This window comes from Orbaceae bacterium BiB, assembly GCA_036251205.1.
GTDB classification, from domain to species: domain Bacteria; phylum Pseudomonadota; class Gammaproteobacteria; order Enterobacterales; family Orbaceae; genus Orbus; species Orbus mooreae.
Genome location: CP133958.1, coordinates 2,178,613 through 2,192,688, shown reverse-complemented (window position 1 = coordinate 2,192,688; position 14,076 = coordinate 2,178,613). Strand labels below are relative to the sequence as shown.

Annotated in this window: 13 protein-coding genes and 2 pseudogenes; 8 read left to right on the top strand and 7 right to left on the bottom strand. The window is 36.8% G+C overall.

What is annotated here, in order from left to right; translation table 11 throughout:
* The first annotated feature begins 164 nt into the window (after positions 1-164).
* A pseudogene (locus tag RHO11_10350) lies at positions 165-419 on the top strand (transposase).
* A gap of 76 nt (positions 420-495) precedes the next feature.
* On the opposite strand, the gene RHO11_10345 reads toward RHO11_10350, so the two are convergent.
* The 4 genes and pseudogenes from RHO11_10345 to RHO11_10330 form a co-directional block, all read right to left on the bottom strand.
* The gene (locus RHO11_10345; GenBank protein WVD60884.1) at positions 496-1,206 is read right to left on the bottom strand and encodes an IS6 family transposase; all 711 of its coding nucleotides are present in this window, start codon (positions 1,204-1,206) and stop codon (positions 496-498) included.
* Between the two features lie 175 nt (positions 1,207-1,381).
* Positions 1,382-2,599: an MFS transporter gene (locus tag RHO11_10340; GenBank protein WVD60883.1), complete on the bottom strand. Its 1,218-nt coding sequence runs from the start codon at positions 2,597-2,599 to the stop codon at positions 1,382-1,384.
* 9 nt (positions 2,600-2,608) lie between these two features.
* Positions 2,609-3,355 carry a nucleoside phosphorylase gene (locus RHO11_10335; protein ID WVD60882.1) on the bottom strand — a complete coding sequence of 249 codons (747 nt, stop codon included), beginning with the start codon at positions 3,353-3,355 and terminating at the stop codon, positions 2,609-2,611.
* Positions 3,356-3,610: 255 nt separating this feature from the next.
* Positions 3,611-3,745, bottom strand: a pseudogene (locus RHO11_10330) (IS6 family transposase).
* A gap of 450 nt (positions 3,746-4,195) precedes the next feature.
* Between RHO11_10330 and rhaB the strand changes: the two are divergent.
* The 6 genes from rhaB (at position 4,196) to rhaM (ending at position 10,598) form a co-directional block, all read left to right on the top strand.
* On the top strand, positions 4,196-5,602 hold the full coding sequence (gene rhaB, locus RHO11_10325) for a rhamnulokinase (GenBank protein ID WVD60881.1): 1,407 nt from the start codon (positions 4,196-4,198) through the stop codon (positions 5,600-5,602).
* 60 nt (positions 5,603-5,662) lie between these two features.
* Entirely contained in the window at positions 5,663-6,916 is a 1,254-nt protein-coding gene (locus RHO11_10320; protein ID WVD60880.1) for an L-rhamnose isomerase, read from the top strand.
* Positions 6,917-6,926: 10 nt separating this feature from the next.
* The gene (rhaD, locus tag RHO11_10315) at positions 6,927-7,748 is read left to right on the top strand and encodes a rhamnulose-1-phosphate aldolase (GenBank protein ID WVD60879.1); all 822 of its coding nucleotides are present in this window, start codon (positions 6,927-6,929) and stop codon (positions 7,746-7,748) included.
* Between the two features lie 295 nt (positions 7,749-8,043).
* A complete protein-coding gene (gene rhaT / locus RHO11_10310; GenBank protein WVD60878.1) occupies positions 8,044-9,078 on the top strand; it encodes an L-rhamnose/proton symporter RhaT in 1,035 nt (344 codons plus the stop codon).
* Between the two features lie 16 nt (positions 9,079-9,094).
* A complete protein-coding gene (fucO, locus tag RHO11_10305; protein ID WVD60877.1) occupies positions 9,095-10,246 on the top strand; it encodes a lactaldehyde reductase in 1,152 nt (383 codons plus the stop codon).
* Positions 10,247-10,283: 37 nt separating this feature from the next.
* On the top strand, positions 10,284-10,598 hold the full coding sequence (gene rhaM / locus RHO11_10300; GenBank protein ID WVD60876.1) for an L-rhamnose mutarotase: 315 nt from the start codon (positions 10,284-10,286) through the stop codon (positions 10,596-10,598).
* Positions 10,599-10,648: 50 nt separating this feature from the next.
* Here rhaM and RHO11_10295 read toward each other — a convergent pair whose 3' ends face one another.
* Entirely contained in the window at positions 10,649-11,518 is an 870-nt protein-coding gene (locus RHO11_10295; GenBank protein WVD60875.1) for a helix-turn-helix domain-containing protein, read from the bottom strand.
* A 28-nt stretch (positions 11,519-11,546) separates the two neighbouring features.
* Positions 11,547-12,359, bottom strand: a complete 813-nt coding sequence (gene rhaS / locus RHO11_10290) for an HTH-type transcriptional activator RhaS (protein ID WVD60874.1) — start codon at positions 12,357-12,359, stop codon at positions 11,547-11,549.
* Between the two features lie 373 nt (positions 12,360-12,732).
* On the opposite strand from rhaS, the gene RHO11_10285 reads away from it, so the two are divergent.
* Positions 12,733-12,888 carry a hypothetical protein gene (locus RHO11_10285; GenBank protein WVD60873.1) on the top strand — a complete coding sequence of 52 codons (156 nt, stop codon included), beginning with the start codon at positions 12,733-12,735 and terminating at the stop codon, positions 12,886-12,888.
* 227 nt (positions 12,889-13,115) lie between these two features.
* Here the strand turns inward: RHO11_10285 and RHO11_10280 are convergent, their stop codons facing one another.
* Positions 13,116-13,967: an autotransporter outer membrane beta-barrel domain-containing protein gene (locus tag RHO11_10280; protein ID WVD60872.1), complete on the bottom strand. Its 852-nt coding sequence runs from the start codon at positions 13,965-13,967 to the stop codon at positions 13,116-13,118.
* Between the last annotated feature and the right edge of the window lie 109 nt (positions 13,968-14,076).

Below are 14,076 nucleotides of genomic sequence, written 5' to 3'. Positions count from 1 at the left end.
TAAATTCAGAGGGAACTTGGGTAATGAAGTTCCATTCTTTAAATCGACGTTCAGCTAAAATTCGAAAGGTTTTAGCTGAGCATAAATGCCTAGTGTAAATATCCCCTAAAATAATACAGCATACTCGTAGAATTTCTTTTAAAATAAACCAAAGGAGTTTTACAATGAGCAAACGCATGACAGAGAGCCAAATAGTCGCTATTTTGAAAAAAGCCGAAGCAGGCATACCGGTTAAAGATATTTGCCGTGAATATGGAATAGGGAATTCAACATTTTATAAATGGCGAGAAAAATACGGAGGAATGGAAGCGTCCGATATCTATCGCTTAAAAGTGCTTGAAGATGAAAATCGCCAGCTTAAACAGATGTATGCTGAGTTGAGTCTCAAATCCTTGATGCAAGAAGATATTATAAAAAAGCTTTAGTACCTGTAACAGAAAGAAAGGCACTGTCAAATTAACTTTTAACAATAAATCTTAATTTGACATTTAATCCCTAATTTTGAATTTTAGGCGCAACTTGGGTAATCGCGCCCCACTCTTTAAATCGACGTTCAGTTAAAATTCGAAAGGTTTTAGCTGAACATAAGTGCCTTGCACAATTAAAATGATCATAGATATTCCCAAAACACGATAAGAATAATTGTGATTGTTTTAACGATTTAAATTTACGCATTTTCCTCTTTCTAAGCCTTGTCGGTTGATGTGAGTTTTCTGCTCGATTATTGACATATTGCTGAGTAATATGAGGTGTAGATAAAAGTAACGTTTTGATAGGCTTAATATAACTTTTTAGCTTATCAGTAACCACTTTTAAAGCAGGCTGTTTAATACTTTTCCTTATCTTTTTAATAAATCGTTTAGCTGCTTTACTGTCTCTTTTTTCTTGAACTAACACATCAATGGTTTGACTATCTTGATCAACGGCTCGCCACAAATAGACACCTTTACCGTTAATTTTACAAAAGACCTCATCCATATAAACATAATCACCATAGCGCTTAACTTTTTTAATTCGTTTTGCATAAAGTTTACCGAATTTAATACACCAATAACGAATGGATTCATACGTAACAGCTACCCCTTTTTTCATCATGATGAGTTCAATATCACGATAACTTAACGTAAACCGATAATATAGCCACACGCAGTGGCTAATAATCGAAGAATGGTAACGGTGTCGTTGATAGATTTTATTAGTATTCATCTGTATGATTATACAAAAGATAGGTTAACTTGACAGTACCTTTGTATATGTAACGGGATAATCTCCTTAGTTGATGGTTTATCATACCGCTAAGTATGTCTCCAAGAAAAATATACCGTTACAGTATTCATCTGTATGATTATACTAAAGATAAGTTAATTTGACAGTACCTCTACTAGTTATACGCCTCTAACCGCTTCGGTAGTAAAATAATCATTAATAATGAGATCATATATAATCCGGCTAAAAATGACATTGCAACAAGCATTGAATGATACTCTAAAAAGTAACCGATAATAAATGGTGAAAAACCACCAATAGCACGACCAGTGTTAAATATCACATTATTAGCAGTACTTCGAATTTCAGTTGGATAATGGTTACTGATTAACGCGCCGTAACCTGCGCTCATACCATTTACAAAAAAGCCAACTACAGTGCCACCAATTAACAACGCAACACTATTCGAAATATAAACATATACAAAAATTGAGATAGCAGCTGCAATTAAAAAGAGAGGATAGGCTTTTTTAGCACCTAAACGATCCATAAATTGACCAAACGTAAACATTCCCAAGCACATTCCTAAAATGGTACTAATCATCCATAAAGAAGAGCCAGTGACCGATAATCCTAATTGTTTTTGTAAAATAGATGGTAACCAGTTCATTAAACCATAATATCCCGCAACTTGGACTGCTGCCATAATGGTTAATGCAATAGTTGTAAATGCAATTTTAGGTGTTAAAAATAAATCCGCGATTCTAATTTTATCTGTGACTTGTTTTTTCTTTTGTTGTAACCATGATGGAGTTTCTTCTAAATGTTTGCGAACAAAATAGACCCAAAAAACAGGTAAAATACCAATGACAAATAGTGCGCGCCAGCCTAACCATGGAATGATAATAGCGGCTAATAGTGCCGCAGTGACCGCGCCAGCTTGGCCACCTAGTGAAATCATTGCAGATGCTCTTCCTCGCTGCTTAGCATTATAGACATCAGCAACCATTGCCATACCGATACCAAACTCACCACCGCCACCGACACCGGCAAGAAAGCGTAGAATGTAGACCCAATAAATATTTGTTGCACATGCTGTTAATGCGGTTGCAATTGCAAATAAGAAAATAGTGTAAGTAAATATTCTAACTCGGCCATATTTATCAGCTAATAAGCCAAAAATAACGCCTCCCACTAACATACCAATGTTAGTCACTGTTGCAATTAATCCAGCCTCAGCAGACGATATACCAAATGTTTGAATAATTGATGATAAGGCAAAGGAAAGGAACATTATATCCATCCCTTCTAACCCTAACCCCATCATTGCACTTCGTAATACTCGCTTTTGATATCGAGGGGAGATATTATTACTTGAATCTAAATTACCCATACGTTCCTCTTATAATTGTGTTGGTATAATCGACTCAATGACTAATTGAGCAGTGTTTAGATGGGTGGATTGATAATCAAGATTACCAACCCATTGATTATTTTTTCGTGAAACATGAGCAACTAAGCAGTTTGCAACGGGAATTTGATAGAGTGCACCTAATAAATAAATGACCGCGGTTTCCATCTCTGCATTAAGGATTTTACGCTGTTGCCAATAACTCATCACTTGCTCTGCATGTGATTGTCCAAATAGGTTTAAATCACGGCCTTGAGACAGATAAAATCCTTCAGCTGTTAGGCCTATTCCTGTATGGATACATTTATTATGTTTAGATAGGTATTGATAAATTTGATTAAATAGTAAAGGATCAGCAACTGCAGGGTAATTGTCTGGCACATAAGCGCTAAGCATGCCAGTGCCTCTAGCCATGGCATGATTCATGATAATATCACCAGGATTAACCTGATCTTGCCAAGCCCCACAACCTCCAACTCTAACTAGACGTTTAGCTCCGGATGCAATTAACTCAATAACAGCAATTTCTGTTGAACCAACACCGATTCCAGTTGATATAATCGAAATACGTTGTTTATTAAACAGACCTGATACAGCAATAAATTCTCGATTGTTTACTACAACAGTTGAGTCTGTTAATAACTCAGAGAATAAGTGTACGCGAGCGGGATCGCCTACTAATATTGTTAATTCACCAGCATGCTCTTTAGTGAATCCGGATAAATGGTGATTACTCATCTTTAAGAAGCCTTAGGTATAAATGGAGAAAGTTTGATTCTATCATATTAGTTATAAAAAACAGTATCCAAACTATGGGTACTGTCAAGTTAACTATTTTTTTGGTACTGTCAAGTTAAATTTTAATGGCGAATTTTAATTTGACATTTAATCCCTAATTTTGAAATTCAGGCGCAACTTGGGTAATAGCGCCCCACTCCTAAAATCGACGTACAGCTAAAATTCGAAAGGTTTTAGCTGAGTATAAGTGCCTTGCACAATTATCCCTTTTTTCATCATGATGAGTTCAATATCACGATAACTTAATGTAAAGCGATAATATAACCAGACACAATGGCTAATAATAGATGCGGGATAACGATGGCGTTGATAGATTTTATTAGTATTCATCTGTATGATTATACTTAATATAGGTTAACTTGACAGTGCCCCCAAATTGACAGCTTCTTATTTAAATTGGGGATCGTATTTTTTATTCATATGAGACTCCTTTTTTGTTGTTAAAAAGTCTCCACTAAACTAGGAGCAGATCAATCGCAGTGAACAGTTCCAGCAAGTATTAAAACGTCATCAAATTACCTTTAGCATGAGTCGAGCTGGGCATAAGAGTTTTTTTGTTGTTGAGAATTCACTTATAACAAGCTTTTATGCTCATTTTCATTTTTTATGAAATATCAACAACCCTCATTAATTTACCGATTATTTTTGAAATATGTGTCCTAAATCACATTCATTTCAAAAATACTGCCACTTTGTTAAATAAGATGACGGCCATCTTAAAGTAAATGATTTATATCAAACATAAACTATTCCTAACTTACTGAGCACAGGGATTATTTTATGACAGTCAGACACATTGCAGCCATTGATATTGGTGCATCAAGTGGCCGTGTAATGCTAGCAACCTACCACAACGGTGAGCAGAGTTTGGGTTTGCAAGAAATTCATCGTTTTACCAATCAGCTAAAACACATTGATCACCATTGTTATTGGGATCTCGAACGGATAGAAACTGAAATTCGAATTGGCCTGAATAAAATTACTGATCAAAATATTCAATTAGATAGCATTGGTATTGATACTTGGGGTGTCGATTATGTATTACTCGATAAAAACGGCCACGTTATTGCCCCCACTTATTCCTATCGGGATCACCGCACCGATTCAGTGATGACAAAAGTGCAACAAGATTTATCGGCACAATTAATTTATCAAAAAACAGGCATTCAGTTTTTAACCTTTAATACCCTTTATCAATTAAAAGCAATGGTTGATGAAAAACCTAGCTACCTTAAAGATGTTGCCCATTTTTTAATGATCCCGGACTATCTCATTTATCGATTAACGGGGCAATTTAATTGTGAATATACCAATGCAACAACAACTCAATTAGTTAATGTTGAAACCAAAAGCTGGGATGATGGGCTGCTAAGTTATTTAGGGATCCCTACATCATGGTTTGGCGAAATAAAACACCCAGGCAATCAAGTTGGGTATTGGCTAAGTGATAATGGCAAAAAAGTGCCTGTGATTTCGGTGGCTAGCCATGATACAGCAAGTGCTGTTATTGCATCACCATTACAAAATAAACACAGTGCTTACCTATGCTCAGGCACTTGGTCATTGATGGGAATAGAAACAACATCAGCATTAACCGACGCTATATCACGCTCAGCCAATATCACCAATGAAGGCGGCGTTTTTGAACATTATCGTGTGTTAAAAAATATTATGGGTCTTTGGTTATTCCAACGAATTTGCCATGAAAATAATGTTAGTGATATCTGCCAGCTCATTGAACAAGCAGAAAAAGAGCCTGCTTACCAATGCCTCGTTGATCCAAATGACGACCGCTTTTTAAACCCTGAATCAATGACCGAAATGATAAAAACCATTTGCGGCGAAAACAAACAATTTATTCCACAGACAAACGCAGCGCTAGCTCGCTGTATCTTCGATAGTTTGGCGATGTTTTACGGCGCAGTGATTAGCGAATTAGCAACCTTAATCAAAAAACCAATAACCCAACTTAATATTGTCGGGGGAGGAAGTCAAAACGATTTTCTTAACCAGCTGTGTGCTGATATTTGTCAAATACCCATCATCGCAGGCCCAATCGAAGCGTCAACTTTAGGTAATGTAGGGATGCAACTGATTACGCTAGGTGACATTGATGGTGTTGATGATTTAAGAAAAGTGATTACTAAAAATTTCAGTATTAAAAAATTTATACCCAATAAACGTTAATGTGACAAAACACGCAATAAATTTAACATTTCAAATTTTATTAAAATAAGGATGGTCAAGATGACAACAACGCAGAAAGCTTATGAAATAGCGAAACAACGGTTTATAGAAATCGGTGTCGATACCGAAAAAGCAATGTCAGGATTGGATAAATTGCCTATTTCTATTCATTGCTGGCAAGGTGATGATGTGACGGGTTTTGAAAAACAAGAAGGCGAACTTACTGGCGGAATTCAAGCAACGGGCAATTATCCAGGTAAAGCGCGTAATGCAACAGAGCTTCGGTCTGACTTAGATAAAGCATTTAGCCTAATCCCGGGTGCAAAACGTTTAAACTTGCATGCATCTTACCTAGAAGCAGATAAAAAAATTGACCGTAATGAAGTCAAACCAGAACATTTTGCTAATTGGGTCAATTGGGCTAAGCAACATAAAATGGGACTTGATTTTAACCCCACCTATTTTTCTCATCCTTTAAGTAGCGAAGGAACCTTAACTCATTCAAATCAGGAAATTCGTCAATTTTGGATTGATCATGGTAAAGCCTGCCGCAAAGTTTCAGAATACTTTGGTCGAGAACTAGGCAGCGCATCGGTGATGAATATATGGCTTCCCGATGGGATGAAAGATATTCCGGTTGATCGCTTCGGCCCAAGGCAGCGTTTAGTTGAATCATTAGATGAAATGATTAGTGAAAAAATTGACACGAAATATCACATAGACGCTGTAGAAAGTAAATTATTTGGTATTGGCTTAGAGTCTTATACCGCCGGCTCTAACGAATTTTATGTTGCTTATGCCTCTTCACGTAAAACCGCATTATGCTTAGATGCTGGGCATTTTCACCCGACTGAAGTTATTTCAGACAAAATATCAGCAGTGATGCCTTTTGTTGAGCATCTTTTATTGCATGTTAGCCGGCCGGTTAGATGGGATAGTGATCACGTGGTTTTATTTGACGATGAAACACAAGCGATTGCCAGTGAAATTATTCGTAATAATTTATTTGATCGCGTGCATATTGGCTTAGATTTCTTTGATGCTTCAATCAATCGCATTGCGGCTTGGGTTATTGGCACTCGCAATATGAAAAAAGCATTATTAAAAGCGTTATTAGAACCTACTGCACAACTCAGAAAGTTAGAACTAAATGGTGATTTTACTGCTCGCCTTGCACTTCTCGAAGAGCAAAAATCATTACCTTGGCAAGCGGTTTGGGATTACTACTGTGAAAAGAATAATACACCAGTCGGTAGCCTGTGGCTTGACAATGTTCGCCAATATGAAAAAGACGTTTTAAATAATCGTAAATAAGGAAAATAGCATGCAACAGATTCTTTCTTCATGGTTTGTTAAGGGAATGATTAAGGCGACTTATGATATGTGGCTAAAAGGCTGGGATGAGCGCAATGGTGGCAATATTACAATGCGATTGTTAGAAGATGACATTACTTCATTTAAAAGTGATTTCTATCAAAATCCACGCCACGTCTCATTAACTCAGGATATTGCGGCGTTAGCAAACCAATATTTTATTGTCACGGGCTCAGGTAAGTTTTTTAGAAATGTCATTTTAGATCCAACAGATACGTTAGCGATAGTGAAAGTCGATGAGCAAGGTAAAGGCTATTACATTATGTGGGGACTGGTTAATGGCGGTGTGCCAACATCTGAATTAGCCGCACACTTACAATCACATATTGTCCGTATGAAGATAACCAATAACACCGATCGCGTTATTATGCATTGCCACGCCACCAACCTTATTGCGTTGACTTACGTTATTGAGCTTAATAATGCAGAACTAACCCGATTATTATGGGAAATGAGTACCGAGTGTTTAGTAGTTTTCCCTGAAGGAGTCGGCATTGTGCCTTGGATGGTGCCAGGAAAAGATGAAATAGGTTATGAAACAGCAAAACAAATGAATAAGCATGCGCTTGTTTTATGGGCTTTTCACGGTATTTTTGGTTCAGGACCGTCATTAGATGATGCTTTTGGCTTAATTGATACTGCTGAAAAATCGGCAGAAATTGCCGTTAAAGTATTATCAATGGGCGGGAAAAAGCAAACGATAAGTACCGAACAATTTATTTTATTAGCCGAGCGTTTTGGGGTAACACCAACACAAGGTATTTTAGATTAATTCACATGTAATTCTTATTGGTTGATACCCAAGTGAAATCAAGATGCTTTATTTTTGAGTTTTGACTTTAGCGTTGTGACAAGCGGAGTAATTAGAGGATTTTCTTCTCGCTCTGGTTTTAATAGGGTTCAGGGCGAATCCCTGAGAGATCTCCGCTTCTGATTTTAAACACTATTTTCGAACATCTTCATTGGTCAAGAGTATAAGACTAAATGTCATGATTGACTAATTTATGCTGGTGGGATAACAAAGCGAATAGAATTAAAAAAATAAAATAATAAAAGGAACAACAAATATGGGTAGTTCAATTATTTTAGGTATTTTTTGGCACTTTGTGGGTGCGGCGTCAGCAGCATGTTTTTATGCACCAATGAAAAAAGTAAAAAATTGGTCTTGGGAAACCATGTGGTCAATTGCGGGGATATTTTCATGGATCATTTTACCATGGGCCATCAGTTATTGTTTATTGCCTGATTTTTGGAGCTATTATGCTTCATTCAGCTCAAGCATACTTATTCCCGTTTTTCTTTTTGGTGCAATGTGGGGGATTGGTAATATTGGTTATGGTTTAACGATGCGTTACCTCGGTATGTCAATGGGGATTGGTATTGCCATTGGTATTACCCTAATTATTGGGACATTAATGACACCAATTATTCAAGGTCGATTTGGCGAGTTAATTTCGACAACGGGCGGAAAAATGACGATTGTCGGGGTTTTAGTCGCCGTGATGGGGGTTGCCGTCGTGACTTATGCGGGTTTACTTAAAGAACGTGCCATTGGGGTTAAAGTCGAAGATTTCAATCTTAAAAAAGGCCTATTACTTGCCGTAATGTGTGGTGTTTTTTCTGCTGGAATGTCATTTGCAATGAGCTTTGCGGTCCCTATGCATGTTGAAGCCGCGAACATTGGCGTCGATTCGCTTTATGTCGCCCTACCTAGCTACGTTGTTATTATGGGCGGTGGCGCTGTTATCAACTTAGGTTTTTGTATTTCAAGACTTTGTGTCAAAAAAGATCTCTCATTCAAAAAAGATATGTCAGTTGGCAAAACGCTACTCATTAGCAATGCGCTATTTGCGATTCTTGGTGGTGCGATGTGGTACTTCCAATTCTTTTTCTATGCTTGGGGACATGCCAACATTCCGTCTGAATATGACTTTATGAGCTGGATGTTACACATGAGTTTCTACGTATTATGTGGTGGTATCGTCGGCTTAGTGTTAAAAGAGTGGACAGGCACTGGCCGCAAACCAGTAAGAGTACTTTGTATTGGTTGTTTAATTATTATTGTTGCTGCCAATATTGTTGGTTTAGGTATGGCAAACTAATTAAAAGGAAAACATGATGTCTTATCGAATGATATTAAATGAAACATCTTACTTTGGTGTAGGTTCAATTAGCAACATCGTTGATGAAGTCAAAAATCGCGGTTTTAAAAAAGCATTAATCGTAACCGATAAAGATTTAATTAAATTCAACGTTGCAACTAAAGTCACTAACCTGCTTGATAAAGCGGGCTTAAGTTACCAAATTTTTGATGAAGTTATACCGAATCCCACCATTGCCATTGTGCAAAAAGGAGTTAGTGTATTTAAGCAATCTGGCGCAGATTACTTAATCGCAATTGGTGGCGGCTCGCCGCAAGATACCGCTAAAGCGATTGGCATTATCATCAATAATCCTGAATTTGCCGATGTGCGTAGCCTAGAAGGCGTTGCACCAACTAAAAACCCTGCGGTTCCAACTATCGCGATTCCCACAACCGCCGGTACCGCAGCGGAAGTAACAATTAACTACGTCATCACCGATGAAGAAAAGAAACGTAAATTTGTCTGCGTTGATCCTCACGATATCCCTGCCGTTGCGATTATTGACTCAGATATGATGGCAAGCATGCCAGCAAGTTTAAAAGCGGCGACAGGCGTTGACGCATTAACCCATGCAATTGAAGGCTACATCACTAAAGGCGCTTGGGAATTATCAGATATGCTTCATCTTAAAGCGATCGAGATTATTTCACGCTCACTACGTGATTCAGTCAAAGGCGTTGGTAAAGGCGGCGAAGACATGGCATTAGGCCAGTATATTGCCGGCATGGGCTTTTCGAATGTCGGTTTAGGTTTGGTACATGGTATGGCGCACCCACTTGGCGCATTTTATGGTACGCCGCACGGCGTGGCTAATGCGGTATTGTTACCACATCTGATGGCGTTTAATGCTGATTTTACTGAAGATAAATACCGAGACATTGCGAAAGCAATGGGTATTCAAGGTACGGAAGCGATGAGTATTGAAGCGGCTCGTAAGGCTGCCGTTGATGCGGTGAAACAATTAAATAAGGATGTCGGCATTCCAGCAACCTTAAAAGAAATTGGCGTTAAACAAGACGATATCCCTGCGCTTGCTCAGGCGGCTTTTAATGATGTTTGTGCTGGTGGTAATCCACGCGATGCAAGCATGGCTGAAATTGACGCGCTTTATCGCGCGATTTATTAATATGACTTATTTTACTCAATATAATTGAGGAGGGACCATGATAAGAAAAGCCACTGTTATGCAAGTTAATCCGAATAAACATGCCGAATATAAAAAAAGGCATGATGAAATTTTTCCCGAATTAGTTGCAGAACTAAAAACGCATGGTGCTCATCATTACTCTATTTTTTTAGATACAAAACGTAATCTTTTATTTGCCTATGTAGAAATAGAATCAGAGGATCGATGGAATGCAGTTTCTCAAACCGCAGCATGTCAAAAATGGTGGGCTTTTATGCATGATATTATGCCAAGTAACCCGGATCATAGCCCAATAAGCGAAACACTTTTACCTGTTTTTTACTTAGAATAATGCTCTAATTTTCTATTGGTTATTTAAATAGGAAAAATTAATAATATTTTTTACCTGGGGGTTACTAAACCCCTATTTTTTTTATGGTGAAATTTTGCGCGATACTGGGAGGGTGTCTGATTAGCTATTTTTCTAAATACCGCTGAAAAATAGTTACTATCTTCATAGCCACATTCATTAGCAATAATACTAATAGAATACTGGGTATTACGTAATAAATTCATTGCTTTTGCCGCTTTAAGCTGTTGTAAATATTCTGTAATAGTCATTCCCGTTTGATTTTTAAAAATCCTTATTAGTGAACGTGATGGGATTTTTTGCTGTTGGCAAAAATGCTCAAGATTAAATGACCGAGCAATACTATTGTGCAATACAGTAAATAAAATATCTAATTGATGTGTTGGTGCGGGGAAATTGGTATTCGGCTGATACCTAAAGCGGTGTAGTAAGATAACTAATTGTAAAAGTAACGACTCGGATAAATGAATGGAGGACATATTGTTCTTTTTTGATTCGACTTGTAATTGTTCAGTTAAAAGTGATATCTGCTTTAAAAAAGAGGGATGAATACGCCAAAACCGTTCAGCCTGCGGTAATGATTTATGAGGAAGATACTGTTCTATAACCGCTGATATTGATAATAGTTCTCTTTGATAGAGAATATTATTGAGTTGTAATTGATTAACCGACTGGTAGCTATGTATATCATCTGAGTTAATATATAAAACATCACCACAGGTGATAGGGTGAGTCTCATCATTCCAAGAATGCATACCATTACCAGCAGAAACGATAACGAGCTCATAAAATTCATGATAATGCCTAGGGAAAGCAACTTGATTTTCTCTTTTTTCTACGGTGACAGTATTAAGTGGCGAAATAAAATAATCTTGATTACATAAATATAAAGGTTTTATCATTCCGTGCCCTTTTATTCTTTATAATATATTAACTAGGGTTATCCCTTAACTCTTTTGGGGTAATATGAAATTCATTTTTAAAGCAAGTCGAAAAATAAGAACTATCATTAAAACCACAATTTTGAGCAATCGTTGTAATATTTGACTCCGTATAATGAAGCTGAAAATAGGCTTCTGCAAGTCTTAATTTAGTTAAATAACGCTGCGGCGTAATATTCATTTCACTTTTCATTTTTCTATGTAATGTTCTTGATGACAAAGCGAATTTTTCCGCAATCAACGCCCAATCGATTTGTTCTTTAAAATGAATTTGTAGCCAGCGAAGTAGTTGATTTACACGTTGATCACTGGAACCACTCCCATCCTCTACATATTGATTTTCTTTAAGTAAAATAAGCAATTGTAGGAACAAGCTTTCTTTATAAGCCGGCGCATTTAAGGTGCTATCGTTAAGTTCGAATACTAATTTTTTAATTTTATCGTTACATTTTTTATCTAAAAAATAGTGCGAGTTTTCATTTTTATGATTAGGAATCAACGTATTAATGTTATTAATAAACGTAAATTTATCCGGCATTTTAAATAGAATATTGGTCAGGTGTAAATTTTTAACATGTTCATATAAATGGGAATCTGTAGCATGTACATAAAACATCATGCCCGGATATAAGTGATAAAGGTGACCATTAATAATATGTTTTCCAAATCCATCTGTGACGATCACAATCTCATTAAAATCATGTGTATGTTCTGGGTAAACAGGTTGAGGTGTGCGAGGCTCTATTACAATCGCCTGATTTTTTGACAAAAAATAATCTTTTTCAAATAACTTTTGAATCATCTTATCCCCCTCTTTTTTATTATTGTAAATCTTAAAAAAAAAGTTAACCTTTAAAAAAAGGCTATAATAAATATCAGGATGGCCAAATTTTATAGATTTGATTGATTTTTTTTAGTATTGTGAGGGGGCTCACATTTATCATGTCAAATATTGTTGAAAAGTGCACCATGGCACTGTCAAATTAACTTTTAACAATAAATCTTAATTTGATATTTAATCCCTAATTTTGAAATTCAGGCGCAACTTGGGTAATAGTGCCCCACTCCTTAAATCGACGCTCAGCTAAAATTCGAAAGGTTTTATAAGCAATAATGTTTGTCGAGTTGAAGTAACAAAACAACTGATTTATGCAGCATCAACAATTGGTATTTCGTTGGAAGTCTCTGATATAGATCTTGATAAACTTCAAGCTATTATTGATAAAGTTGGTAATCAAGTTGATTTAGCTTCAGGTGTATCAGGAATAGCATCAAGTGTTATTCAAAATGCGATCAATGATGTTTTCTTGTCACCGATCATGCAAAACTGATCCACAAACGATCATTGAAAATTGATCCATCTGGTATTATTCCGTACATTTTTGTACGGGGAATTTATGATAACCAAGGAGATATTTGTGAATATTCATGTTCGCTTTGCACAAGGGCAAAGCATTAGAAAAATCGCCCGTGAGCTAGGCATTTAACGTAACACGTTACTGTCAAATTAAAATTCGTGTGAAAAAGTTAATTTGACAGTACCAGATAGAATAATAAACTAGAAATCGTATTTAACGATAACTGCCGCGCTCGCACCTTCACGTTTACCAGCGTAACCACGGAAATTTAAGTTAAGAGAAAAGTCCTTATTACCTTCAATTGGAGTAGCAACAACCCCCATCTCCATTATACCCGTTGAACCTTTTACACTTGGTGCATCAATTCCCATACCATACGTACTGGCATTAGCATCGCCATCCATTTCATACTCATAGATACCCGCTAAGGTGAATTTGATATTATCAGAGTGTTGGTAGCCATATTGTTCTTTTAACTGAATACGTGATGATGATGAATTATCAAAGTCAACAGCATCCCCATCGAGATTAATGCTATCATGACCTAAACGAGTCCATAAGTAATGAATTGAGGTATCAAAACTTGAGATATCGTTTAAATGATAAATATAACCAGCACCTAAGATAGCCCCCCAATAATTGACTTTACTCTTATAATGTGCACTTTCACCACTTCCCATCACAATATCACCTGATTGGAATTCAGTATCGGTACGACCAAAACGAATGGCCCCATTCATATACATTTCACTACCTGAGTTCAATGTAGTTTGTAATTTACCAAACAAAGATACACCGTAGTTATAAGAGTGACCACTACCATCGACATTACCTGATGTAAACTCATTATGGGTATCAAAGTTACTGCGGCCATATTCTGCAGTTAATCCCATTAAGAAATCATCCGATAATTGATACTGAGAGCCTACAATAAATCGGTAGTCACGGGTATCGACGCTCGAACCACTTTTATATTTATTAATGCCTCCATCAATAACGGCAATTGGGGTAAAGGTGCCCACGGGTTTTTTCTCACCTTCGATTACCCTCATTAATAAATCAGCGCCACGAGTTACATTTTGTACTGCTGCTAAGCGACCTTCGGCAAGCGGTTTAACATTTTTATCAATAGATTCTTTATTTTTTGTGATATTATCAATT

Bases quoted from the DNA above. Each gene is read 5' to 3' on its own strand.
- RHO11_10345 (WVD60884.1), bottom strand. From the start codon at position 1,206: ATGAATACTAATAAAATCTATCAACGACACCGTTACCATTCTTCGATT.
- RHO11_10340 (WVD60883.1), bottom strand. From the start codon at position 2,599: ATGGGTAATTTAGATTCAAGTAATAATATCTCCCCTCGATATCAAAAG.
- RHO11_10335 (WVD60882.1), bottom strand. From the start codon at position 3,355: ATGAGTAATCACCATTTATCCGGATTCACTAAAGAGCATGCTGGTGAA.
- rhaB (WVD60881.1), top strand. From the start codon at position 4,196: ATGACAGTCAGACACATTGCAGCCATTGATATTGGTGCATCAAGTGGC.
- RHO11_10320 (WVD60880.1), top strand. From the start codon at position 5,663: ATGACAACAACGCAGAAAGCTTATGAAATAGCGAAACAACGGTTTATA.
- rhaD (WVD60879.1), top strand. From the start codon at position 6,927: ATGCAACAGATTCTTTCTTCATGGTTTGTTAAGGGAATGATTAAGGCG.
- rhaT (WVD60878.1), top strand. From the start codon at position 8,044: ATGGGTAGTTCAATTATTTTAGGTATTTTTTGGCACTTTGTGGGTGCG.
- fucO (WVD60877.1), top strand. From the start codon at position 9,095: ATGTCTTATCGAATGATATTAAATGAAACATCTTACTTTGGTGTAGGT.
- rhaM (WVD60876.1), top strand. From the start codon at position 10,284: ATGATAAGAAAAGCCACTGTTATGCAAGTTAATCCGAATAAACATGCC.
- RHO11_10295 (WVD60875.1), bottom strand. From the start codon at position 11,518: ATGATAAAACCTTTATATTTATGTAATCAAGATTATTTTATTTCGCCA.
- rhaS (WVD60874.1), bottom strand. From the start codon at position 12,359: ATGATTCAAAAGTTATTTGAAAAAGATTATTTTTTGTCAAAAAATCAG.
- RHO11_10280 (WVD60872.1), bottom strand. From the start codon at position 13,967: ATGAGGGTAATCGAAGGTGAGAAAAAACCCGTGGGCACCTTTACCCCA.